This window comes from Bradyrhizobium sp. WYCCWR 13022, assembly GCF_030435535.1.
GTDB lineage: Bacteria > Pseudomonadota > Alphaproteobacteria > Rhizobiales > Xanthobacteraceae > Bradyrhizobium.
This window is the reverse complement of record NZ_JAUIZJ010000010.1, coordinates 236480-258564: the sequence shown is the minus strand read 5'-3', so window position 1 is coordinate 258564 and position 22085 is coordinate 236480. Positions and strand designations below refer to the sequence as shown.

At 65.8% G+C, this 22085-nt stretch carries 20 protein-coding genes; 6 read left to right on the top strand and 14 right to left on the bottom strand.

Annotated elements, in window-relative coordinates; translation table 11 throughout:
• Positions 1-16: 16 nt before the first annotated feature.
• Positions 17-1354: an MFS transporter gene (locus tag QY049_RS16920; protein ID WP_194479777.1), complete on the bottom strand. Its 1338-nt coding sequence runs from the start codon at positions 1352-1354 to the stop codon at positions 17-19.
• A 213-nt stretch (positions 1355-1567) separates the two neighbouring features.
• Here QY049_RS16920 and QY049_RS16915 point away from each other — a divergent pair, with 213 nt between their 5' ends.
• Positions 1568-2218 carry a TetR/AcrR family transcriptional regulator gene (locus QY049_RS16915; protein ID WP_258765596.1) on the top strand — a complete coding sequence of 217 codons (651 nt, stop codon included), beginning with the start codon at positions 1568-1570 and terminating at the stop codon, positions 2216-2218.
• Between the two features lie 6 nt (positions 2219-2224).
• Here QY049_RS16915 and QY049_RS16910 read toward each other — a convergent pair whose 3' ends face one another.
• From QY049_RS16910 to QY049_RS16885, 6 genes are all read right to left on the bottom strand, one after another.
• Positions 2225-3010, bottom strand: coding sequence for an ABC transporter permease (locus tag QY049_RS16910; protein WP_258765595.1), 786 nt, complete (start codon positions 3008-3010; stop codon positions 2225-2227).
• Positions 3007-3819 (bottom strand): ABC transporter permease, encoded by an 813-nt coding sequence (locus QY049_RS16905; protein WP_194482606.1) that lies wholly within the window; start codon positions 3817-3819, stop codon positions 3007-3009. The genes QY049_RS16910 and QY049_RS16905 overlap by 4 nt, the downstream gene beginning before the upstream one ends.
• Positions 3820-3887: 68 nt before the next feature.
• Positions 3888-4934, bottom strand: coding sequence for an ABC transporter substrate-binding protein (locus tag QY049_RS16900; RefSeq protein WP_194479774.1), 1047 nt, complete (start codon positions 4932-4934; stop codon positions 3888-3890).
• 22 nt (positions 4935-4956) lie between these two features.
• A complete protein-coding gene (locus QY049_RS16895; protein ID WP_301269658.1) occupies positions 4957-6264 on the bottom strand; it encodes an FAD-binding oxidoreductase in 1308 nt (435 codons plus the stop codon).
• Between the two features lie 14 nt (positions 6265-6278).
• A complete protein-coding gene (locus QY049_RS16890) occupies positions 6279-6992 on the bottom strand; it encodes an HAD family hydrolase (protein WP_258765593.1) in 714 nt (237 codons plus the stop codon).
• Between the two features lie 35 nt (positions 6993-7027).
• Positions 7028-8107: an ABC transporter ATP-binding protein gene (locus QY049_RS16885; RefSeq protein ID WP_194479771.1), complete on the bottom strand. Its 1080-nt coding sequence runs from the start codon at positions 8105-8107 to the stop codon at positions 7028-7030.
• Between the two features lie 212 nt (positions 8108-8319).
• Here QY049_RS16885 and QY049_RS16880 point away from each other — a divergent pair, with 212 nt between their 5' ends.
• Positions 8320-9258, top strand: coding sequence for a LysR family transcriptional regulator (locus tag QY049_RS16880; RefSeq protein WP_301269657.1), 939 nt, complete (start codon positions 8320-8322; stop codon positions 9256-9258).
• Here the strand turns inward: QY049_RS16880 and uxuA are convergent.
• From uxuA to QY049_RS16865, 3 genes are all read right to left on the bottom strand, one after another.
• Positions 9252-10442 (bottom strand): mannonate dehydratase, encoded by a 1191-nt coding sequence (gene uxuA / locus QY049_RS16875; RefSeq protein ID WP_301269656.1) that lies wholly within the window; start codon positions 10440-10442, stop codon positions 9252-9254. The two genes, QY049_RS16880 and uxuA, sit on opposite strands and share 7 nt — an antisense overlap.
• Before the next feature lie 13 nt (positions 10443-10455).
• Entirely contained in the window at positions 10456-11505 is a 1050-nt protein-coding gene (locus tag QY049_RS16870) for an L-idonate 5-dehydrogenase (RefSeq protein ID WP_301269655.1), read from the bottom strand.
• Positions 11506-11571: 66 nt separating this feature from the next.
• A complete protein-coding gene (locus tag QY049_RS16865) occupies positions 11572-12381 on the bottom strand; it encodes a FadR/GntR family transcriptional regulator (RefSeq protein WP_301269654.1) in 810 nt (269 codons plus the stop codon).
• Positions 12382-12526: 145 nt separating this feature from the next.
• On the opposite strand from QY049_RS16865, the gene QY049_RS16860 reads away from it, so the two are divergent.
• The gene (locus tag QY049_RS16860; RefSeq protein ID WP_301269653.1) at positions 12527-13996 is read left to right on the top strand and encodes a mannitol dehydrogenase family protein; all 1470 of its coding nucleotides are present in this window, start codon (positions 12527-12529) and stop codon (positions 13994-13996) included.
• A gap of 89 nt (positions 13997-14085) precedes the next feature.
• Positions 14086-14493: a nuclear transport factor 2 family protein gene (locus tag QY049_RS16855; RefSeq protein WP_194479765.1), complete on the top strand. Its 408-nt coding sequence runs from the start codon at positions 14086-14088 to the stop codon at positions 14491-14493.
• A gap of 13 nt (positions 14494-14506) precedes the next feature.
• Here QY049_RS16855 and QY049_RS16850 read toward each other — a convergent pair whose 3' ends face one another.
• Positions 14507-15253: an HAD family hydrolase gene (locus tag QY049_RS16850; RefSeq protein ID WP_301269652.1), complete on the bottom strand. Its 747-nt coding sequence runs from the start codon at positions 15251-15253 to the stop codon at positions 14507-14509.
• A 146-nt stretch (positions 15254-15399) separates the two neighbouring features.
• On the opposite strand from QY049_RS16850, the gene QY049_RS16845 reads away from it, so the two are divergent.
• The gene (locus tag QY049_RS16845; RefSeq protein ID WP_301269651.1) at positions 15400-16263 is read left to right on the top strand and encodes an SDR family oxidoreductase; all 864 of its coding nucleotides are present in this window, start codon (positions 15400-15402) and stop codon (positions 16261-16263) included.
• Between the two features lie 25 nt (positions 16264-16288).
• Here the strand turns inward: QY049_RS16845 and QY049_RS16840 are convergent, their stop codons facing one another.
• Both QY049_RS16840 and QY049_RS16835 read right to left on the bottom strand, forming a co-directional pair.
• Positions 16289-17176, bottom strand: coding sequence for a dienelactone hydrolase family protein (locus tag QY049_RS16840; protein WP_301269650.1), 888 nt, complete (start codon positions 17174-17176; stop codon positions 16289-16291).
• 826 nt (positions 17177-18002) lie between these two features.
• Positions 18003-19067 carry a ketopantoate reductase family protein gene (locus QY049_RS16835; RefSeq protein ID WP_194479761.1) on the bottom strand — a complete coding sequence of 355 codons (1065 nt, stop codon included), beginning with the start codon at positions 19065-19067 and terminating at the stop codon, positions 18003-18005.
• A 360-nt stretch (positions 19068-19427) separates the two neighbouring features.
• On the opposite strand from QY049_RS16835, the gene QY049_RS16830 reads away from it, so the two are divergent.
• Positions 19428-20939: an ATP-binding protein gene (locus QY049_RS16830; RefSeq protein ID WP_301269649.1), complete on the top strand. Its 1512-nt coding sequence runs from the start codon at positions 19428-19430 to the stop codon at positions 20937-20939.
• On the opposite strand, the gene QY049_RS16825 is transcribed toward QY049_RS16830, so the two are convergent.
• The gene (locus QY049_RS16825) at positions 20940-22004 is read right to left on the bottom strand and encodes a HoxN/HupN/NixA family nickel/cobalt transporter (RefSeq protein WP_301269648.1); all 1065 of its coding nucleotides are present in this window, start codon (positions 22002-22004) and stop codon (positions 20940-20942) included.
• Positions 22005-22085: the final 81 nt, after the last annotated feature.

The window sequence follows — 22085 nt, the reverse complement described above, 5'->3', positions numbered from 1 at the left end:
TCGATGGTCCTTGCGCTCACGCGCGCCGCTTGCCGAGATCGGCGATGTCGACCTTGTGGGTCTCGCGCGCGGTCATCGCGGCCAAGGCGGAGGCGACGCAGCAGCCGCCGACGAAGATCGCGACCGGAATCCAACCGTGCGGTCCCTCGCCGACGAGGCTCGCGCTCACCAGCGGCGTGAAGCCGGCGGCAAGGAAGCCGAGCTGGGTGCCGATCGCGGTGCCGGAATAACGGACGCGCGCTTCGAACATCTCCGCGTAGAACGACGGCCAGATCGCGTTCGGCGCGGAGTAGATGATGTAGAGGCCGATCGCGGCGGCAAAGATCGCGGGCGTGCTCCCCGAGGTCACCAGCATGAAATAGGGGAACAGCAGCACGGCGCAGCCGAGCACGCCGCCGATGAACACCGGCTTGCGGCCGATCCTGTCGGCGAGCAGCGCCCAGAGCGGCTGCGCAAACAGCGCCACCACATTGCCGAGCACGCCGGCCCACAGCATGGTCGGACGCGCGACACCGAATTTGCTGGTGGCATAACCGAGCGTGAACACCGCTGTCATGGTGCTGACAGTCGCAATCAGCGCGCAGACGATCACGCGCAGCACATCCGGCCAGTAGTCACGCAGCAGCGCGATGACGGGGAAGCGCGCGACCTGCGCCTTGTCCTTGATGTCCTCGAACACGGGCGTTTCCGGCATGGTCCGCCGCACCAGATAGGCAACCAGCAGCACCAGCGCGGAGAGCAGGAACGGAATGCGCCAGCCCCAGCTCAGCAGTTGATCTTCCGGCATGCTCGACACCGGGATGAACACCAGCGTCGCCAGGATCGCGCCGGCCTGGGTGCCGCTGAGGGTCCAGCTCGTGAAGAAGGCGCGGTTGGAATTGGCGGAATGCTCCAGCGTCAGCGAGTTCGCTCCGCTCTGCTCGCCGGCCGCCGACAGGCCCTGCAACAGGCGCAGCAGCGTCAGGATGATGGGCGCTGCATTGCCGATGGTCTTGGCATCCGGCAAAAGGCCGATCGCCAGCGTCGAGGCACCCATGATCACCAGCGTGAACAGCAGCACGGTCTTGCGACCGATGCGGTCGCCGAAATGGCCGAGGATCACGGCGCCGACGGGCCGCGCGATATAGCCGATGCCGAACGACAACAGCGCGAGCAGCGTGCCGGTCGACGGGTCGACGTTGGCGAAGAACACTTTTGGAAAGATCAGCGCCGCCGCGGTGCCGTAGATGAAGAAGTCGTAGTATTCGAGCATGCTGCCGACGAAGCTGACGAGCGCGGCGCGCTTCGGCAGCTTGGCTTGCGAAACGTCCGCGCCGGATGACGCATGCAGCGATGCAGTTGAGGTCAAGCTCATCAAAATTCCTCCCCGAGTGCTCTGGCGGATGCAGCTCGCGTCATGCCCGTCCGGCCTTGCGCGCGTTTATTGCTTTTGGTTGCCGCAACCTTGGTTTCGCCCATAATGTACGAACTAGTACGTTTATGCAAGGCCGCGCCGAAAAGCGCCGGATTGGACGAAATTTGCCTTCACCATCAAGGTGATCCATAGAAACGGGCGGGAGAAACAGTGATGCTCGAGCGCATGCCACCCCCATCGAAGCGCACCAACGACCCCGAGCGCACCAAGCGCGACATCCTCGAAGTGGCGATGGCCGAATTCGCCTCGGAGGGCTATTCCGGCGCCCGCGTCGACGCGATCGCGGCGCGCACCCGCACGTCGAAGCGGATGATCTATTATTATTTCGGCGGCAAGGAGCAGCTCTACCTCGCGGTGCTGGAAGAGGCCTATCGCAGCATCCGCGCGCTGGAGGATCAGCTCGACATCGCCAGCTGCGACGCGCGCGAGGGCCTGCGCCGGCTGATCGAAGCCACCTTCGACCACGACGAGCGCAACCCGAACTTCATCCGCCTCGTCTCGATCGAGAACATCCACCACGGCAAGCACCTCAAGCAGAACCTGCAGCTGCGCCAGCTCAACGCCAGCGTGATCGCGACGCTCGACGGCATCCTCAAGCGCGGCCGCGCCGAGGGTGTCTTCCGCGACGACGTCGACGCGATCGATCTGCATCTGGCCATCTCTTCCTACTGCTTCTTCCGCGTCGCCAACCGGCATACGTTCGGTGCGCTGTTCGATCGGGACCTGAGCGAGCCGAAGGTGCTGGCGAAGAGCAGGACGCAGATCGTGGAGATGATCCTGGCGTGGCTGGGGGCGAAGGCTTAGCTGCCCTCACCCCGTCTTCTTCTGCCGCGCGCTCGCTGCGAGCACCAGCAGGAACGACGCCGCCGTCATCAGCGTCGAGATCGCGGCAATGGTCGGGTCGATCTCGTCGCGGAGCGCGGTGAACATGCGCTTGGTCAGGGGCTGATACTGGCCGCCGGAGATGAACAGCGCGACGATGGTCTCGTCCATCGCCGAAATGAAGGCGAAGATGCCGCCGGCGACCACGCTGGACTTGATCTGCGGCAGCGTCACCGCGAAGAAGCTGCGCAGGCGGTTCATGCCGAGGCTGCGCGCCACCATCTCCTGCGCGGGGTCGAAGCTTTGCATTCCCGCCAGCACGGAGATGACGACGTAAGGCAATCCCAGCATCACGTTCGCCAGCACGAGGCCTGGCATGGTCGCAACCAGGCCGACCTTGGCATAGACGAAGAAGATGCCGACCGCCGTGATGATGATCGGCACCACCAGCGGCAGCAGCAGCGCCATGTGGATGACGCGCATGATCCGCAGCTTCGACTGGCTGATGGCATAGGCGGCGGCGACGCCGCACGGCGTCGCGATCAGAACGGTGAGGAAAGCCACCGTCAGCGTCACCTGCGTCGCCTGCATCCAGGCCGGATTGGCGAAATACTGCTGGTACCAGCGCAGCGAAAACGACGGCGGCGGGAAGGTCAGGAAGCGCGCGCTGGAGAACGAGATCGGCGCGATGATCAGAACGGGGAGGATCAGATAGACCAGCACCAGCGCGCTGATCACATAGAGGGCAATCCGGGCGGGCGAGGCGCGCATCATTTCTGCCCCAGTACGCGATCGAGCGAGATGAAGCGGCTGACGACGAAGAAGATCGCGAGCACACTCAAGAGCAGCACCACCGCGACTGCGCTCGCGGCGCCGAACTGGTTGTAGAGCTCGACATTGCGGCTCACCAGCATCGACACCATCACCGTGCGCCCGCCACCGAGCAGCTCCGGCGTGATGTAGAAGCCGAGGCAGAGCACGAACACCATGGTGCACCCGGCGAGCACGCCCGGCAGCGACAGCGGCAGGAACACGCGGAAGAATGTCAGCGACGGGCTCGCGCCCAGGCTGGCGCCGGCCTGCATGAGATCGCCGGGGATCTTCTGCATGGTGGCGTAGAGCGGCAGCACCATGAACGGCAGCAGGATGTGCACGGTCGCCACCACCGTGCCGAAGGTGTTGTGCACCAGCGCGAGCGGCTCGGAGATCACATCGAGATAGCGCAGCAACTGGTTGATTACGCCAGTGCGCTGGAGCAGCGCCAGCCAGGCATAGGCCCGCACCAGCACACTGGTCCAGAACGGCAGCACGACCAGCGACAGAATGAGGATGCTCCAGCCCTTCGGCACCGAATTGGCAAGGTAGGCCACGGGATAGCCGAGCAGCAGCGCGATGACGGTGACCGCGAGGCTGATCTCGAAGGTCAGCGCAAAACTGCGCCAGTAGATGTCCTCGGTGAAGACGCGGCGATAGTTCTCCAGCGTGAAGCCGTCATGGTAGATCGACTGCCAGGCGAGCCAGCCGACCGGCAGCACGATCAGAGCCAGGATCACCAGCAGCGCCGGCGACACCAATGCCAGCATCAGGCCGTGTTCGCGGCGCTGATGCTTCTCGGATGGATCTGGCACTGATGTCGCCAAGGCTGCCTCGCCTATTTCTGCATGAACGAGGCCCAGCGCTTCTCGGCGGCTTCGCCGGCCGGCGAGGACCACCAGGCGTAGGACATCAGCGCTTGCTTGGCTGCATTGACCGGCTCGCTCGGCAATTGCGCCGCGCGCTCGGGCTTGATCACGTTGGTCTCGAACGCCTTCGGGTTGCCGGGGCCATAGTCGATCTGCAGCGGCAGATTGGCCTGGTGCACGGGATCGACGGCTTCATTGAGGAATTTCACGGCGGTGTCGAGATTCGGCGCGCCCTTGAGGATGCAGAGCGAGGTGCTCTGCAGGATACCCTGGTTGTAGGTGAAGCCAACCTTGGCGCCTTCCTTCGCGACCGCGCTGACGCGACCGTTCCAGGCCATCTCCATGTCGACCTCGCCGTCGTTGAGGAGCTGCGCCGATTGCGCGCCCGAGGTCCACCACACCGTGATGTTGGGCTTGATCTCTTCCAGCTTCTTGAAGGCTCGATCGACATCGAGCGGATACAGCTTGTCGGGCGCAACGCCGTCGGCCATCAGTGCGGCCTCGAGCGTGGCGATCGGATGATTGCGCAGCGCGCGTCGGCCGGGGAATTTCTTGACGTCCCAGAAATCGGCCCAGCTGTTCGGTGCGTCCTTCGGGAAGGTCTTCTGGCTGTAGGCCAGCACGCTCGAATAGAATTCGTAGGACACCGAATAAGGACTGCGATAGGCCTCCGGCATCGCCGCCGCGTTCGGGATCTTCGAGAAATCCAGCTTCTCGATCAGGCCCTGCTCGCCGCCGCGCAGGCAGTAGCCGGTCGGGGTGTCGACGACGTCCCAGATCGGCTTGCCGCTGCCGACCTGCGTCTTGATCGCAGGCCAGGCGTCGGGAATGGAATCCTGGTTGATGGTGATGCCGAGCTTCTTGGCGGAGGGATCGAGGATCGCCACCGTCTGCGCCTGCTGATAGGCGCCGCCTTGCGAGACGAAGGTGATCTGCTCGGCGGCGTCGGCCGCGGTCGTCAATCCGACTGCGCCCAGCAGCACGCAGCCCAGTCGCAAATTCCGTTTCATCGTCATCCTCGCCTCCTCCAAAGTGATCCTACTGACCGATCGCATCGAGAAACTGGTACCAGCCCGCGACCATGCGCACGGCAGGCTCGCGCAGCGGATAGAACGGAATCGCCTTCATGCGGCTGACGTCGAGCAGTCCGACGTCGGGCGTCTCGCCGCGCACGAAGGCAGAGAGATAGCGGCCCATCAGGCTCGACATCGCGACGCCCGCGCCGTTGTAGCCCATAGAGACCAACGTCCGGTCGTCGATCCGGCCGATATGCGGCACCGAATCCAAGGTCATGCCGACGAGGCCCGACCATTTGTAGGCGAGCGGGACCTCGGCCAGATCCGGGAAGATGCCGACCATCGCCTTGCGCAGCGCGTCGAAGGCGCCTTGCGAATCCTGCTTGCCGAAGGCGCCGCGACCACCAAAGATGACGCGATTGTCGACCATGCGGAACCAGCGCATCATGCGCTTGGTCTCGGTATAGGTGCGTCCCGTCGGCATCAATTTGCCAGCGAGATTGCGCGGCAGTTTTTCGGTCGCGATGAGGGCGCTGCGGAACGGGATCAGCGTGCGCTGTAGATGCGCGGTCGCTCCGGTGAGATCGGAATAGCTGTTGGTGGCGATGATCGCCTGTTTGGCGCGCACCGCGCCTTGCGGCGTCTCGGCGACGATGCCGTCGCCCTCACGCCGCAGTTTGATCACCGGCGATTCCTGGAAGACGGGCACGCCGCGGCGCGCCACGCCATCGGCGAGGCCGCGCAGATAATTCAGCGGATGAATGCCGCCCGAGCCGGGATTGAGCACGCCGCCGACGAAAATGTCGGAGCCGGTCTCCTCGCGCACGCCGCGCTTGTCGAGGATGCGGACCTCGGCTGAGCCCATCTCGCGCGTCATCCAATTGGCTTCGTCGATGGCCGCCTTCAGCGTCGTCTCGTTATGGGCAGCCTTCACCTGACCGGTGCGGGTCAGATTGGCGCGGGTGATGCCGAATTCGGAGACGAGCTCCTCGACCATGTCGGTCGATTCATGCGCGATCTCGTACATGCGCCTGGCCATCGCGCGGCCATGCGCGGCGTCGATCTCGCGAAACGAGAGGCGAAACTTTGCGGTAATCACGCCGCCATTGCGGCCACTCGCGCCCCAGCCGGGCCTGACGGCCTCGAGCACAACAGGCGCGAGCCCGCTCTTAGCGATGTGGTGCGCGGCGGAGAGGCCGGTATAGCCGGCACCGACAATCACCACATCCGCCTGTTGCTCACCTGACAGGACCGGAAATTCGCGCGCCGGCTCGGCTGTGGCTTCCCACAGCGAGTTGGCCGATGGCAGCGCGTTCCAGTCTGGTGTCATGTCCGCGGTCCTCCTTACGCCGGGCCGATGGCGGCGTCGGCCAGCGCCCTCAGCGTCGGGAAATGGAAGTCCGGCTTGGTCAGCGTCTCGACGGCGGGCGTGCCGCCGAAGCCGGCGATGCCCTGGCGGCGCTCGATCCAGCAGACCTTGTAGCCGAGCTTCCGGGCGATCCCGATGTCGTGGTACTGGCTCTGCGCGACGTGCAGGATGTCGGACTGCTTGTAGCCGAAGGCCGACTGCCGACCCTTGTTGTAGGCGAAGAATTCCGGGTTCGGCTTTGCGACGCCGGTGTCGTCGGCGCAGACGGTGTCGTCGAAGGGATTGCCGAGTGCGTGAGCGTAGCAGGACAGCGCAACGCGGTCGGCATTGGTCATCGCAACAAGCCGGAATTTGGTACGCAGGCGCTTGAGCGCTTCCACCGAGTCGGAGAACGGCCCCCAGCGCAGCACCGAGAGCTGGAACACGTCGCAGGACGCATCGTCGGCGGGCAGACCGAGCTCGGTGGCGAGATGGCGGTAGACGTGGAACATCGCCTCGCTGGAGCGCTCGTAGTGCCTGTCGCGTCCGCGCTTGTAGGGCTCGAAGATCTGCTCGTCGCTGAGCTCGGCCGGCGTCTTGCCCGAGATCTTGCGCACCGCGTTGAGCACGCCGGTCTCGAAATCGATCAAGGTGCCGACGACGTCGAAGGTGAGAACCTTGAAATTGCTGAACGCGGCTTGGGTCGACATATCAGTCTCTTCTCTCAGTTGGACCAGATTCATGTTCAGTCCACCCTGGGCACCACGATGGTGTCCTCTGGGTGAAGGGTGACGGTGAGGCTGCCGCCGAGCGGCGGGATACGGCTATAGGCCTGGTGGTAGCTCGGCTGGCGCAGGCTGAGCGCGATGCCGTCAGTGAGCGCCAGGAAAATGCGCAAGCTCTCGCCTTGGTAGACGATGTCGGTGACCGTCCCGGTGAGCCGGTTGCAGGCGGCATCCTGCGCGCCGTCGTCGATCAGCAGTTTTTCGCTGTGCACGGCGAGCATCAGGGCGTCGCCATTGGGAATGGCGCGGGCGCTGCGCAGAAGCGCGTTGCCGAGCGCGACGCTGGAGGCATCGACGCGGCGGACCGGCAACATCGTCGCCTCGCCGATGAAACTCGCGACGAAGGAATCGGCGGGATGATCGTGCAGCCGCTCTGGCGCGTCGATCTGGATCAGGCGACCGTCCTTCATGACGGCGACTCGGTCGCTCATGGTCAGCGCCTCGCGCTGGTCATGGGTGACGTAGATGATGGTGGCGCCGATGCGCTTGTGCAGCGCGCGCAGCTCGATCTGCATGGATTCGCGGAGCTGCTTGTCGAGCGCCGAGAGCGGCTCGTCCATCAGGATCAGCTGCGGCTCGAAGATCATGGCGCGCGCGAGCGCGACGCGCTGGCGCTGGCCGCCGGAGAGCTGCGCGATGCCGCGCTCCTCGTAGCCGGCAAGGCCCACCATGCTGAGCGCCGCGCGCACCTTGTCGGGCCAGATCGCTTTCGGCAGGCGCCGCGCCCGCAAGGGAAACGCAACGTTCTCGCCGACGCTCATGTGCGGGAACAGCGCGTAGTTCTGGAACACCACGCCGATGTCGCGCTTGTGCGGCGGCATGTAGGTGACGTCGCGGCCGCCGAACAGAATCGTGCCTGAGGTCGGCAGGATGAAGCCGCCCAGAATGCCGAGCAGCGTGGTCTTGCCGGAGCCGGAGGGACCGAGCAGCGAGACGAATTCGCCGGCCCCGACATTGAGGGAAACGTCGTCGAGGGCGCGAACGGCACCATACGCCTTGCTCGCGGACCTGATCTCGACGCTTTCCGCTCGTTTGTCCAACGATCGACCTCGCCCGTTCCCCTGCAATGGCGTGCCTCACTGCGCGCCATAAGCCTGCTTTATAGACAGGAAACTCGCGCACTCACGGTTGAAGCGTGCAGCGCACCTAAACCTCTCGCATGAGCCCTGTCTTTAGGCTGTGATGCCGATGACAACAGACTTGGCAAAACTGGGCAATTGCCAAATTCTCACCGCGCTCATAACATGACGTTATGCCAGAGCTGCGCCGCATGCTGCCCTCCAGTAACGCCCTGTTCGTCTTCGACGCAGCAGCGCGCAATGGCAGCTTCACGGCTGCGGCCGCCGAATTGAACGTCACGCAGCCCGCGGTGAGCCGCATGCTCGGACAGTTCGAGGAGCACCTCGGCGTTCGCCTGTTCGATCGCAAGGCGGGCCGCGCGGTGCTCACCGAGGAAGGCGAGCTGCTCTATCGCCGCGTGCTCGACGGCTTTCGCAGCATCGAGACTGGCCTTGTCGAGATCGAGCGGCGCCGCAAGGGCACCGAGACGGTGACGCTGTCGGTGTCCTCCGCCTTCACCACGCACTGGCTGATGCCGCGGATCGACAAGCTGCAGAAGCGGTTTCCGCAGATCGACCTGCGATTCCAGCTGATCTCCGGCGCGCTGCGCGGGCCGGTGGAAAATGTCGACCTCGGCATGCGCTTCCGTGATCGCGAGGAGCCGTCGTCCGGCGGCACGCTGGTAATGAAGGAAGTGATGCTGCCGATGTGCAGCCCCGGTTATCTCGGCGACGCCGATCCCACCGAGGGCAACACCATCATCCGCCTCGCCGAGACTCCGGGCGATTGGGCGGCGGACTATACTTCGCTGCTCACAGGGCGCCGCGGCGCGGCCAAGGGGCTGAGCTTCACCGACTACGCCGTCGTGGTGCAGGCCGCCCTGCTCGGGCAGGGCATCGCGCTCGGCTGGCTGACGGTCGCCTCGCACTGGCTGCTGACCGGCGCGCTGGTGCCGGCCTCCGACCGGCTCACCACCACGCGCCGCATCTGCGAATTCCTGCCGCCACGCAACCGCCCGATGCGCCCCATCGCCGCCGAGATCCGCGACTGGATCATCGACCAGATGCACAGCGAGATCGCGGCGATCGACCGGCTCTATCCGAAGCTCGGCGCGATGGCGGCGTGTTATTGATGCTCGATCGCCCGGATCGCGCCGCGCAGCTCGGCGAGGCCGCGGAGGCGGCCGATTGCGGTGTAGCCGGGGTTGGTGCGCTTGGTGGCGGCGAGATCGTCGAGCATGCGGTGGCCGTGATCCGGGCGAAACACGATGCGCTCGTCCGGTGAACGCCGCGCGCTTTCCTTCAACAGCGCCTTCAGCACCGCAATCATGTCGACGTCACCGTCGAGGTGATCGGACTCATGGAAGGACAGGCCGTCGGCCTCGCGCCTGGTCGCGCGCAGATGGGCAAAGCCGATGCGCGGGCCGAACCGTTCGGCCATGGCGGGCAGGTTGTTCTCAGCGCGCACGCCGAGCGAGCCCGTGCACAGGCAGATGCCGTTGGCTTTTGACGGCACGGCATCGAACAGCGCCTGGTAATCCTCAGCGGTGGAGGCGATGCGCGGCAGGCCGAACAGCGGCCGCGGCGGATCGTCCGGGTGCAGCGTCAGCGATACGCCGAGCTGCTCGGCGACGGGCGCGACGCGCGCCAGGAATTCGGCAAGATGCTGCCGCAGGATTTTTGGCGTGATGTCGCGATAGGCATCCAGCTTGTCGCGGAATTGCGGGATCGTCATCGGCTCGGTGGTCGAGCCCGGCAGCGCGCTGGCGATGACCATGATGAGATAGTCGATATCGGCCTGGCTCATCTTCTCGAACAGCTTCCTGGCGCGCGCCTGCTGCTCGGGCGAATACTCTTGCACGGCGGCGGGGCGCTCCAGGATATGCAGCTCGAACGCCGCAAAGCGGTCCTGGTCGAAGCGCAGGGCGCGGGCCCCGTTCGGCAGTTCCCATTCGAGATCCGTGCGGCACCAGTCGACGACAGGCATGAAGTTGTAGCAGATGATCTTGATGCCGGACGCGGCGACCGCTTCCAGGCTCGCGATCCAGGCTTCGATCGACTTCGCCGCCTTGGCTCCGAGACGCTTGACGTCGTCGGGGATCGGAATCGATTCCACCACCGACCAGGTCAGCTGGGAGCGGCCGGGCTGGCCGTTCTCGATGAAGTTCTTGCGCTCCTCGACCGCCTTGCGCGTCCAGGCCTCGCCGATCGGCACCTGATGCAGCGCCGAGACGATATCGCTTGCGCCGGCCTGCCTGACGTCATCCAGGGACACGGGATCATTCGGCCCGTACCAGCGCCATCCCTCTAGCATCATCGGCCCTCTCCGATCAGTTCGCGGTCAGCACGACCTTGACGCTCTGCGAGCGGTCGAGTGCCAGGCGCAACGCATCCGGCGCGGTCGAGAGCGGACGCTCGGCGGTGACCAGCGACAGCACATCGACGCTGCCGGCACCAATCAATTCCACCGCCGTCATGAATTCAAGCCCGAAGCGGAACGAGCCGCGCAGGTCGATCTCCTTCGCCATCACGGCATTGGACGGCGTCGGAATCTGGCCGCCCGGCAGGTTGCCGATCTGCACCACCACGCCGCCGCGCCTGACAATGCCGATCGCGCTGGCAAGGCCCGCGGCCGTGCCCGAGACCTCGAAGGCGACGTCATAGGGGCGCGACGCGGCCTGCGCCTTCAGGCCCTCTTCGCCACCAGAGACGTTCTCGACATGGGACGCGCCGAGCCTGGTCGCGAACGCAAGCGGCGCCGGCGCGATGTCGGCCACCGTGACGTCGGCCATGCCGGCGCGGCGTGCGGCGAGCATGGTCAGAAGCCCGATCGGGCCGGCACCGAAGATGATGCCTCGCTTGTCCTGGATGTTGCCGGCGCGCGCGACCGCGTGAAGGCAGACGGCGAGCGGCTCGGCCAGCGCTGCGGCCTGATAGGACACATGGTCCGGAATCTTCACGCACTGCGCCGGGATCGCGTCGAAGTAGTTGGCAAAACCGCCCTGCATGTGCGGCGTCTTCGACGCCGAGCCCATGAAGTAGATGTTCTCGCAAAGGTTCTGGCGGCCCTCGCGGCAGGCGCCGCAATGACCGCACCAGCGCGACGGGTTGACGGCGACGCGATCACCAACCTTCAGGTTCGCGGCGGAGCCTGCGATCTCGACGACCTGGCCCGAGATCTCGTGACCGAGCACCAGCGGTGATTTCACCACGAAATCACCGGTCCGAGCGTGGCGGAAATAGTGCATGTCCGAGCCGCAGATGCCGCCGGCGCCGAAGCGGATGCGCACCATGCCATCGGCGAGTTTGTCGAGCGGATGCTCGATCATGCGCAGGTCTTCGGGGCCGAACAGGGTTGCGGCGAGTGAGGTCAAGGTCATTTGGAGAGTCCCATTGTGTCTGCAGCTTCGTTCACCCGCCCCAGGAACGAGACGAGCCGTCCAATCTCATCGCCGCCGCGCACTGCCGCTCTTGACTTGTACGCCAGACCGTCGCTTTGGCTTCGCCGGCTCCCTTCCGGATCGCGCCGTCCGCTTCCGCGCCGCTGGCGCGCCTGCGGTGCTCTCGGCGCCAAAATTCTGCGCAAACCGCTCCTGCGAATGCGCGAGGTGATCGCGCATGGCATCGCGGGCCGCCCTTGGCCGGCGCGCCGCGATGGCATCGCGCACGGCCCGGTGCTCGCTAAGCGCGGTCCGCCACGTGGTGGGGTTCTCGAAATATTGCGCAAGCTGCGCGAAATAGGGATTGAGGCGCTGGTCGAACAGCTCGCCGACCACGCGCACCAGCACGGCGTTGCCGAGACATCCAGCGATTGCGATATGGAAGGCGCGGTCATGGACCATCGAGGCTTCACCGGGATGCTCGACGTTCTCCATCGCGACCAGCGCGGCATCGATTCGCGCGACATCGTCCCTGGTCGCGACGCGCGCGGCCTGTTCTGCGATGGCACTTTCGAGGAATTCGCGGGCGCGCAGCAGCTCGAACGGTCCTTCGATGACGGCTGATGGCGCGGCCGCGGCGTCAGCGGGCTCTGTCACGTAGATGCCGGAGCCGACGCGAATGCGAACACGGCCCTCGACCTCGAGCGCAATCAGGGCCTCGCGCACCGTGGGCCGCGAGATCTTCAGCTGCTCCGCTAGCTCGCGCTCGGTCGGCAAGCGGCTGCCGACCGCGTACTCGCCGCTGTCGATCAGGCTTCGCAATTGATCGGCGACCTGGCGATAGAGCCGTCTCGCCTCCACAGCTTCCAGCGGCACGCTGGCCTCCCCTGGAGGGTCTCGCCGGGAAGGTCTCAGCCCGGCGGCCCGCCAATTTTTGGAAAATTGGTCTTACCAATTGACCGGAGCATTGACCGAGGACGGCCGCCATGTCAAGCAGCAGCCAAACACAGGGGAGACGACCATGCGGCTCGGCCGCGCCAATCTCGATCGGCTGGCACCTCGCATCCGCCGCCCGGCCTATGACCGCGCGCGCGTCACTTCCGGCATCGTGCATCTCGGCCTTGGCGCGTTTCATCGCGCCCATCAGGCCGTCGTCATCGACGATTGCTTGGCCAGCGGCGCCACGTCATGGGGAATCGTCGGCGCGAGCCTGCGCAGTCCGGACACACGCGACGCCATCGCCCCGCAGGATCATCTCTACACGGTCGCCGTACGCGCGGCCGAAGGCACCGAGCACCGCGTCATCGGTGCACTGCTCGACAGCGTCGTCGCGCGCGAGAAGCCGGTCGCGCTGGTCGAGCGGATGGCCGATCCCGCCATCCGCATCGTCTCGCTCACGGTCACCGAGAAGGGTTATTGCCACACGCCGCAGACCGGCGATCTCGACGAGCGGCATCCTGATGTCGTGCACGATCTGAACAATGTCGATGCGCCGCGCTCGGCGCCGGGCTTCATCGTGGCCGCGCTCGCGCGACGGCGGGCGCTTGGCATTGCGCCCTTCACCGTGCTGTGCTGCGACAATCTCGCCGCCAACGGCCACACCGTGCAGCGGATCGTCACCCAATTCGCGGCGCTCCGGTCGAAGGACCTCGGCAAGTGGATAGCGGACGCAGTGACCTTCCCTTGCACCATGGTCGATCGCATCGTGCCTGAGACAACCGATGCCGATCGCGACGCGGTCGCCGCGGCGCTTGGGATGCGTGACGCCTGGCCTGTCATGACCGAGCCGTTCACGCAATGGGTGGTCGAGGATCGCTTTGCGGCGGGCCGGCCCGATCTCGCCGCCGCAGGCGTCGAGCTCGTCGCTGACGTCAAGCCGTTCGAGCTGATGAAGCTGCGGCTGCTCAACGCCAGCCATTCGGCGCTGGCTTATCTCGGCTATCTCGCCGGCTACGAGACCATCGCCGACACCATGCAGGATCCGCATTTCGCGCATCTTGCAGCGCAGGTGATGGAACAGGCCGCGGTGACTCTGACGATGCCCGCAGGCACCGACCTTTCGGCCTATCGCGCCTCGCTGCTCAAGCGCTTCGCCAACCCGGCGCTGCGTCACCGCACCTGGCAGATCGCGATGGACGGCTCGCAAAAGCTGCCGCAGCGCCTGCTCGGCGCGATGCAGGATCGGCTCGCCAAGAATCTGCCGATCGCGACGCATGCGCTCGCGGTGGCCGGCTGGATGCGCTACGTCACCGCGCTCGACGAGCAGGGCCGCGCCATCGACGTGCGCGATCCCCTCGCAGGAGAGCTGGCGGCGCTGGCGCGCGAGGCCGGTCCCGTCGCCGAACGACTTGCCCCCGCATTGCTCGGCGTCACGAAAGTGTTCGGGCCGCTCAGTGCCGAGCCACGGCTGCGCGAGGCCGTGACCGCAGCCCTCGGGCGCCTCTACAGCCAGGGCGCGCGAGGCGCGGTGGAGACGCTTGTTTCGGCGTGACCAGAAAGTGGGCAGCGATGCTGCACTGCGTTCAAAGTCGGCCTGAAGTCGCGCTTGATTTTTGACGGCCATTGGCTCACCCGAGAGGCATGGCAAAGGACAGCAAGGTCATCGCCGCGAACGCGGCTTTTTACGCCGCCTTCTCGACGGGCGATTTCGACGGCATGAAGCGGATGTGGGCGGATGACGACGCCATTTCCTGCATTCACCCCGGCTGGCCCGCGATCGTCGGCCACGCCACCGTGATCGGAAGCTGGCGTGACATCCTGCAGAATCCTGAAAGGCCGCAGATCGCTTGCGCCGAGCCGCAGGCCATCGTCGACGGCGACAGCGCCCGCGTGCTCTGCATCGAGATCGTCGACGGCACCGCGCTCGCCGCAGCCAACCATTTTCGCCGCGTCGGCGACGGCTGGCGCCTGGTGCACCATCAGTCGAGCCCGATTGCGCAGATCGTCGAACAGGCCGAGGACGATAGAGCGAGCCACCGGGTACACTGACGGCGCCGCCGTTCTACTGTGCATGGGGTTGTATTACGATTCTCGGTTTGGCAGCGAGTTCCGACAGGTCGTCCAGCACGACCCGCGCCGCGCTGAAATCATCGTCCTGGAAATACATGCTGCGGGTGATGAGCACGGGAATGCCGGCGCCCGAGGCCGCGATCAGCCCGTTGGCGGAATCCTCGATCGCGATGCAGTCGGCAGCCTCCAGCTTCAGTCGCGCCAGCACTTCGAGATAGACGTCCGCCGCCGGCTTCTTGTGCCTGACATCATCGCCGGCAACGATCGCGTCGAAATCCGCGGCCCAGCGCGGCCCCAGCGCCTGCGACAGCAGCGCATCGATATTGCCGTGCGATGTCGTCGTCGCAATCGCCAGCCGCTGGCCACGCGCCTTTGCCGCTGGGAGCAGTTCGGCCACGCCGGGCCGCAACGGGCAGCAGCCGGTCTCGATCAGCTCGGCATAGTGCGCGGTCTTGATGCGATGAAGCTCGGCGATGTCAGCGTCCGACAAGGGCGGCGCGATCCACTGCCTGGCGTGGAAGGCGCGGATGCGTTCCTTGCCGCCGGTCACCCGCAGCAAATCCCGGTAGACGGCACGGTCCCAGTGCCAGTCGAGACCGCGGCGGGCGAAGGCGTGGTTGAAGGCCCGTCGATGCAGCTCCTCGGTCTCGGCAAGGGTGCCGTCGACATCGAAGATCAGCGCGGCCGCGTTCCGGATCAGCGCTGCCGCGTCCGCTGGAGCGATCGCCTCCGCCTGCATGGTCCGCGCCTCCCTGTGACGAGCGAGCATCGCCTGAGGCACCGGGCGAGTAAAATCGCAATATCTTTTGCCGGACCCAAAAATCTCTTATGAGCGAGGGCGCGCGGGCACGCGCGATCGGGAACTCGAACCCAGCATGGGGACGCATGCGGCTCTTTATCCTCGGCCTCGGCTATAGCGCCCGGCATTTCGTCGGCAGGTTCGGCGACAGCTTCTCGCATGTCGCCGGGACGGTGCGCGATCCCGCCAAGCGGGACGACCTCGCCGGCATCGAGCTGCACGGTTTTTCCGGCAGCCGTCCGGCTGACGCCACTGTCGCGCGCATCCGCGACGCCGATGTCCTCCTGATCTCGATCCCGCCGGGCAACACCGGCGATCCCACGCTGGCTGCGCTCGGCGATGTGCTCGCGTCGGGCCGCCGCAAGGTCGTCTACCTCTCCACCATCGGCGTCTACGGCGATCACGCCGGCGGCTGGGTGGACGAGAGCACGCCGCCACAGTCCTCCCTCGACCGCGCGCGGATGCGGGTCGCCGCCGAGCAGGCCTGGACGGAGACGACGCACGGCGATGTCGCGGTCCTGCGGCTTGCCGGCATCTACGGCCCCGGCCGCAACGCGCTGGTGACACTGCGCGGCGGCGCGGCGCGGCGCATCATCAAGCCCGGCCAGGTGTTCAACCGCATCCATGTCGACGACATCGCGAGCGCAATCATGGCCGCGGTTCGCCATCAGGGCGGCGGCACCTGGAACGTCTGCGACGACGAGCCGACACCGCCGCAGGACGTGATCACCCTTGCCGCGCAGCTCATGGGCGTCGCGCCGCCGGCCGAAGAAGCCTTCGCGACCGCGGAGATGTCGGCGATGGCGCGCAGCTTCTATGCCAGCAGCGCCCGCGTCTCCAATGCGAGGCTGAAGCAAGAACTCGGTGTCACGCTGGCCCATCCGACTTATCGGCACGGTCTCGATGCGCTTTGGCGCGACGACGATGCGAGACTGGCACCGACAAAATGAAAAGGGCGGCACCTAATATTCGGTGTCAACTCAACACGCCATATTTTTTGAACCAGGCCTGCGCTTGCTTCCAGGCATCTTCCGCCGCGCCCTTGCGGTAGCTGCTGCGGTAGTCGGCATGGAAGCCGTGCGGCGCGCCCGGATAGATCTTGAATTCGGCCGCCTTCTTGTTCTGCTCGAGCGCAGCCTTGAACTGCTCCACCTGGGCGACGGGAATGCCGGTATCGGCGCCACCATAGAGACCGAGCACCGGCGCCTTCATCTCGGGTGCGAGCTGGAGCGGGCTCTTCGGCCAGAGCGGATTGGGCGCATCGACCGGCGGACCATAGAAGGCGACACCGGCCTTGAGCGTGCCGCTATGCGCTGCATATTCCCAGACCGTGCGGCCGCCGCGGCAGAAGCCGATGATGCCGAGCCTGGCGGTGTCGCCGCCCTGCGATCCAGCCCAGGCCACCGTCGCGTCGAGATCAGACAGCAGTTCGGCGTCCGGCTTGGCATTGACGATCGACAGCAGATCCTTGATGTCGGTGATCTTGGTCAGGTCCATTCCCTTGCGGAAATAATAGTCGGGCGCGACCGCGAAAGCGCCGAGCTTGGCGAGGCGCCGCGTCACGTCCTTGATGTATTCGTGCAGGCCGAAGATCTCCATCGCCACGATGATCACCGGCGCCTTGGTGTTGCCGGCCGGGCGGGCGAAATAGGCGGGCATCTCCTCGGAACCGACCTTGATCCTGGCGTCGCCGGCCTGAAGGCCAGCGGTGTCGGTCGTGATCACCTCGGCACGGACGGGACCCGCCGCAAGCGTGTAGCCGGCGGCAACCGCCGCGGTGGCGCTCATGAATCCGCGGCGCGAGACCGGGGCGACTTTCGTCAATCCGACGACGTCTGCCGTCATGGTTATTTCAACACTCATTGATCGATCCTTCCTGATGCCTGGCCCTGATCCCGCAGGCGGCGCATTCGCCAATAATTGCCGGCGAAACGCAAATCACCAGCCTGAGAGCTTTTGCCGGGATCAGACCTGGCGGATCCTTGCCGGCGTTTGCATTTCGAATCGCAGACACACCTTCGCGCTCTCGCGACGCGTTTCGCCCGAGCTTTGCTCGTTCTCTCCGCCCTCTTGTCCAAGAGGGTGCAGGGAAGGCCGGGTGCCGGCGGCACCCGCGGTCCGCTGCGCGAAATGTAGCGCAGTGAAAGACCGCACAGCGGCATACAGGTGAAGCCCAACACACGGCCTTCCCTGCGCGATGGGTTGACGGCTTATGCCGCGCTCTCCCGGGAGCCGAATTCCTTCTGGCCTCCCTCGCCCCGCGAATTGACGATGTGGTTGATCCGGTTGGACGCTCCACATCTCCGCGACAGGCTTGACCGTAGCGACGACGGCCGGGACCACACGGTTTTGCCGTACGCGCGTCCGTTGCCGCCACAGGGTCTTGCAGACGTGTGCACACGCGCCGCAAGAATGCTGGCGAGACGAACTGAACAGCGCCGTTCGTCCGCACGCGGTTTCGGGCTCACAGGGACTACCCGCCCTGCCCGCACCCTCTCGTGCCGACGCTGCCGCGTCCACCGCACTCCGGCTCGCAATTCGTGACGACGTACGATCGCCCCTCAAGGATGAACCGGGATGCGCGACACATACGCCGTTTCCGAAATTCGGTAAAGCGGAATGTTTTTCGCGAGCGGGATTGACAGCCCCTACAGGTGTTTTGCCCGCCGGGCAACGCGGAGGCGCGCCGCTACTGCGCTCCCGATCCGCCCTGCACGATCTTCTCGTTCAGCTTCTGGTCGACGGTCTCGACGGTGCGGTCGATCTCGGCATTGGGCGTGCCGAGCTGATGCGAAATCAGCTTCACCAGGAGATCGACGCGCTCGATGAAGGGCGCACCGCTGGCCACGGCCCGCGCAGCCGACGAGGGCTTCAGCAGGCTTTCGGCGGCCTTGGCGTATTTCGCGAAAGGCACCTGGTCCTCGGGATCGGCGCCGAGCCGGCGCGCGATGGCGTCGACATGATCGTAGATCGTCTGCGAGCGCGCGAGGTCTCCGTGCACGGCGTCGCGGATCGACTGCGGCTCGTGCGGCGTGATGCAGCGATAGTTGCCGGTGAGCAGCATCGACCATTTCGCCAGCGGCACGAACAGCGATTCGAACACCTTCAGCTTCACCGGCACATCCTTGCCGTCGAGCGTCACCGCGTCGATATCGGCCTCGAGCTCGCGCAGCACCTTGTTGTGCTTCTCGTCGGCAAAGACCGACGCCTTGAAGTTGGTGGGCAGGCCGACATGCAGCACGTTCGCCGCTTCCTCCGGCGGACGGAAGGCCTGCGGATCGGGCGAACACAGCGTCACCAGGCCCGGCTCGAAGCGCTCCCACACCTGCGCATTGGTGTAGGCCTCTTCGAGATCCATGTCGGCGAGCGCCGGGATGCGCTTGAGATAAGGCAGCGGCGGCATGTTCATGATCGACAGGCACGGCAGCTTCGCCGCGGCGATCTTGACCATCAGCATGCGGACCGTGTGGTTGGTGTATTGCGGCTCCTGCATCGCAAGGCCGACGAGATCATAGCGGGAGACGTCGACGTTCTGCGGCGTCACCGCGTCGAGCTTGCCGGGCAAGTCGCGCGAGAAGATCGCGCGGTGCACCGCCTCGTCGCGCAGCTTGATGCGCACCTCGGTGCCGTCGCGGTTGATCAGCTCCGCGGTCTTGGCACGGCAGACCAGGGTCACGTTGTGCCCGGCCATCAAGAGCTTGGTGCCCAGCAGGGAGCCGTAGGAAGCACCCAGAATCAGAACGTTACGTGCCATGGTCGTCCCCTCGTCATGTGTGTGATTTTTTGAGCCCCGGCCGTTATCCGCGGGTGCGCTGCAGCATGTAAGGCAAACCGGCCGGGAATGGCAACTGGGATAATGCATACAAGGAAGCGCGCAATATTCCGCTAAACGGATGAAATCCGATGGGTCTCCTCGCGGCAGATATTGCGATTTAACCGAAATATGATCGCATCGCCGATCCCGCAGGCATTCTGGCCCGCACTTCTACGGCTTTCAAATCTCGACTGAAATTCCGCCGTGGGCAACGCGGCATGTTCCCTCGTGTTTCGCTCGACGCGTCCCGCTTCGATTGATAAGTCCCTTGCCGCGAATGACGGGGCTTGAGTCGGGGACATGACGGTTGCGATCGAGATGGGGTTGACCACGGCGGGCGCCGCGGCGGCCATGGACCTCGAGGAACTCCTGGCGACCCGTCTCCTGGTGCAGGGCAATTCCGGCTCCGGCAAGTCGCATCTGCTCAGGCGCCTGCTCGAGCAGAGCGCGCCCTGGGTGCAGCAGGCCATCATCGATCCCGAGGGCGATTTCGTCACGCTGGCCGAGCGCTTCGGCCATCTGGTGATCGACGCCGAGGATCACACCGAGCGCGGCCTGCAGGTCGCCGGCGAACGCGCCCGGCTGCATCGCGTCTCCACGGTGCTCAATCTCGAAGGGCTGGATGCCGAGAACCAGATGCGGCGCGCAGCCGCCTTCCTCGGCGGCATGTTCGACGTCGAGCGCGACCATTGGTACCCGATGCTGGTGGTGGTCGACGAGGCACAGCTGTTCGCGCCGGCGGTCGCGGGCGAGGTCTCGGACGAGGCGCGCAAGCTGTCGCTGGGCGCCATGACCAATCTGATGTGCCGCGGCCGAAAGCGCGGCCTCGCCGGCATTATCGCGACGCAACGTCTGGCGAAGCTCGCCAAGAACGTCGCGGCCGAAGCCTCGAACTTCCTGATGGGCCGGACCTTCCTCGACATCGACATGGCGCGCGCCGCCGATCTGCTCGGCATGGAGCGACGGCAGGCCGAAGCCTTTCGCGATCTCGAACGCGGGCAATTCATGGCGCTCGGACCTGCGCTGTCGCGTCGTCCGCTGCGTCTGAACATCGGCCCGACCGACACCTCCCCCCGCAACTCGACGCCGCGGTTGATGCCGCTGCCGGAAGCGACAACGGAAGATATGCGCGCCGTGATTCTGGCGGCGCCCCCGCCGGATGCCAGCCGGCCGCAACGGCGGCCCGCGCCTGATCTGCTCGAACAGCTTCGCGCGGCCAAGGCGGCAACGCCCGAGATCAGCCCTGAGGGGGTCGAGGAATCGGTCAGCGCCGAAGAGCTCGCCGAGCGGCGCGAGCGCGTGGATCGCACCTTGCGCGCCGTGCTGGCCGCGCCCGATGCCGGCTTCCGCGCCATCGGCGTGCTCTATCAGGAATTCGTGGTCCGCTGCCGCATCGAAGGCCTCGGCGCGTCCGTGCCTGACTTGAGTGAATTCCGCCGCATGCTGACGCATGCGCGCGCGGGACTCGGCACTGAGATTGCCGAGGACGATTCCTGGCAGGAGGTGACGCTCCGCGCCTCGATCCTGCCCGACGACATGCAGGGCGTGTTCATGATGATCGCGCGTGCAGCCAAGGAAGGCTGGCCCTGCCCCGGCGATGCCGCGATCGCGCGTGCCTACGGCTCGCACTCGCTGCGCCGGGCCCAGCGCCTGCTCGGCTACATGGAGGAGCAGGGCCTGATCGTGGTCCAGCTCGACGGCGGCGGGCGCAGGTTCGTGACGCTGGTGGAATTGGCATGGGCGACGGCGCCGGGCGATCCCAATGGCGACGATCAGTCGGCCGAGCAGATGCCAAGCGCGGCGTCGGCTTGATCAGGCCGCCTCGGTGACGTCGGCCAGCACGTCCGGCTCGACGCGGGGCCGGCGGTCGATGCGGCGGTAGAGCACGCTCGAGACGAGCCAGGCGACCACGAACATCGCGATCACGGCGAATCCGACATTGGCGAGCGATTCATTGAGAGCGTCGACCAGCGCCCAGACGCCGCCGGAAAAACCGAGCCGGTCGGCGATCAAACCAAGCGCCTCGATGCCGCCGATCAATAGCGCGACCGCGACGGACGCTCCCGTGATCGTGAGGTTGTACCAGAGCTTGCGCATGGGATCGACGAAGGCCCAGCGATAGGCGCTCACCATCAGCACGGAGTCGGCCGTGTCGACCAGCGCCATGCCTGAGGCGAACAGTGCGGGAAAGACCAGGATATCGGCGAGCGAGGCGCCGCGCGCGGCTTCGGTGGCGGAAATGCTGAGCAGGCCGATCTCGGTCGCGGTGTCGAAGCCGAGGCCGAACAGGAGGCCGAGCGGAAACATGTGCCAGGGTTTTGTCACCAGGCGGAACATCGGGCCGAGCAGCCGCGCCAGAAAGCCGCGTTGGGCGAGCAGCGCCTCCAACCCGGCGGCGTCATGAACGCCCTGCTCGCGCGCCAGGCGAAAGGTCCGCCACAGGCCCGCGAAGATGGCGAGATTGATGGCGGCGATCGCCAGCAGGAACAGCGCCGACACCGAGGTGCCGATCAGGCTGCCGATGTCCTTCAACAGGCTGTCACCGCCGATGCCGACCACGCCGAGCGCGAGCAGCATGGTCGCGACCACGACCACGGAGGAATGGCCGAGCGCGAAATAGAGGCCGACCGAGCGCGGCGCATCGCCCGCCTGCATCAGCTTGCGCACGACATTGTCGATGGCGGCGATGTGGTCGGCATCAACGGCGTGGCGCAGGCCGAACACCCAGGCCAGCAACGCCGTCGCCATGATCGTTGGCCGATCGCCGAACGCCGCAAGAGCCCAGGCCCAAGCGGCGACATTGGCGGCGACGAGCACGCCGAACAGGAGCACGGTAGCGGGCTCGACCGCCCGCAAAAACCTCGTCACGAAACTCATCCCGCTGCGCGCCTCATTGCGTCAACGGTATGATCTTTTCACACAATGATCATACCGACCAGCGCAATCCGGCGCGGCCGG

Bases quoted from the DNA above. Each gene is read 5' to 3' on its own strand.
- QY049_RS16920 (WP_194479777.1), bottom strand. From the start codon at position 1,354: ATGAGCTTGACCTCAACTGCATCGCTGCATGCGTCATCCGGCGCGGAC.
- QY049_RS16915 (WP_258765596.1), top strand. From the start codon at position 1,568: ATGCTCGAGCGCATGCCACCCCCATCGAAGCGCACCAACGACCCCGAG.
- QY049_RS16910 (WP_258765595.1), bottom strand. From the start codon at position 3,010: ATGATGCGCGCCTCGCCCGCCCGGATTGCCCTCTATGTGATCAGCGCG.
- QY049_RS16905 (WP_194482606.1), bottom strand. From the start codon at position 3,819: ATGCTGGCATTGGTGTCGCCGGCGCTGCTGGTGATCCTGGCTCTGATC.
- QY049_RS16900 (WP_194479774.1), bottom strand. From the start codon at position 4,934: ATGACGATGAAACGGAATTTGCGACTGGGCTGCGTGCTGCTGGGCGCA.
- QY049_RS16895 (WP_301269658.1), bottom strand. From the start codon at position 6,264: ATGACACCAGACTGGAACGCGCTGCCATCGGCCAACTCGCTGTGGGAA.
- QY049_RS16890 (WP_258765593.1), bottom strand. From the start codon at position 6,992: ATGTCGACCCAAGCCGCGTTCAGCAATTTCAAGGTTCTCACCTTCGAC.
- QY049_RS16880 (WP_301269657.1), top strand. From the start codon at position 8,320: ATGCCAGAGCTGCGCCGCATGCTGCCCTCCAGTAACGCCCTGTTCGTC.
- uxuA (WP_301269656.1), bottom strand. From the start codon at position 10,442: ATGATGCTAGAGGGATGGCGCTGGTACGGGCCGAATGATCCCGTGTCC.
- QY049_RS16870 (WP_301269655.1), bottom strand. From the start codon at position 11,505: ATGACCTTGACCTCACTCGCCGCAACCCTGTTCGGCCCCGAAGACCTG.
- QY049_RS16860 (WP_301269653.1), top strand. From the start codon at position 12,527: ATGCGGCTCGGCCGCGCCAATCTCGATCGGCTGGCACCTCGCATCCGC.
- QY049_RS16855 (WP_194479765.1), top strand. From the start codon at position 14,086: ATGGCAAAGGACAGCAAGGTCATCGCCGCGAACGCGGCTTTTTACGCC.
- QY049_RS16850 (WP_301269652.1), bottom strand. From the start codon at position 15,253: ATGCAGGCGGAGGCGATCGCTCCAGCGGACGCGGCAGCGCTGATCCGG.
- QY049_RS16845 (WP_301269651.1), top strand. From the start codon at position 15,400: ATGCGGCTCTTTATCCTCGGCCTCGGCTATAGCGCCCGGCATTTCGTC.
- QY049_RS16840 (WP_301269650.1), bottom strand. From the start codon at position 17,176: ATGAGTGTTGAAATAACCATGACGGCAGACGTCGTCGGATTGACGAAA.
- QY049_RS16835 (WP_194479761.1), bottom strand. From the start codon at position 19,067: ATGGCACGTAACGTTCTGATTCTGGGTGCTTCCTACGGCTCCCTGCTG.
- QY049_RS16830 (WP_301269649.1), top strand. From the start codon at position 19,428: ATGACGGTTGCGATCGAGATGGGGTTGACCACGGCGGGCGCCGCGGCG.
- QY049_RS16825 (WP_301269648.1), bottom strand. From the start codon at position 22,004: ATGAGTTTCGTGACGAGGTTTTTGCGGGCGGTCGAGCCCGCTACCGTG.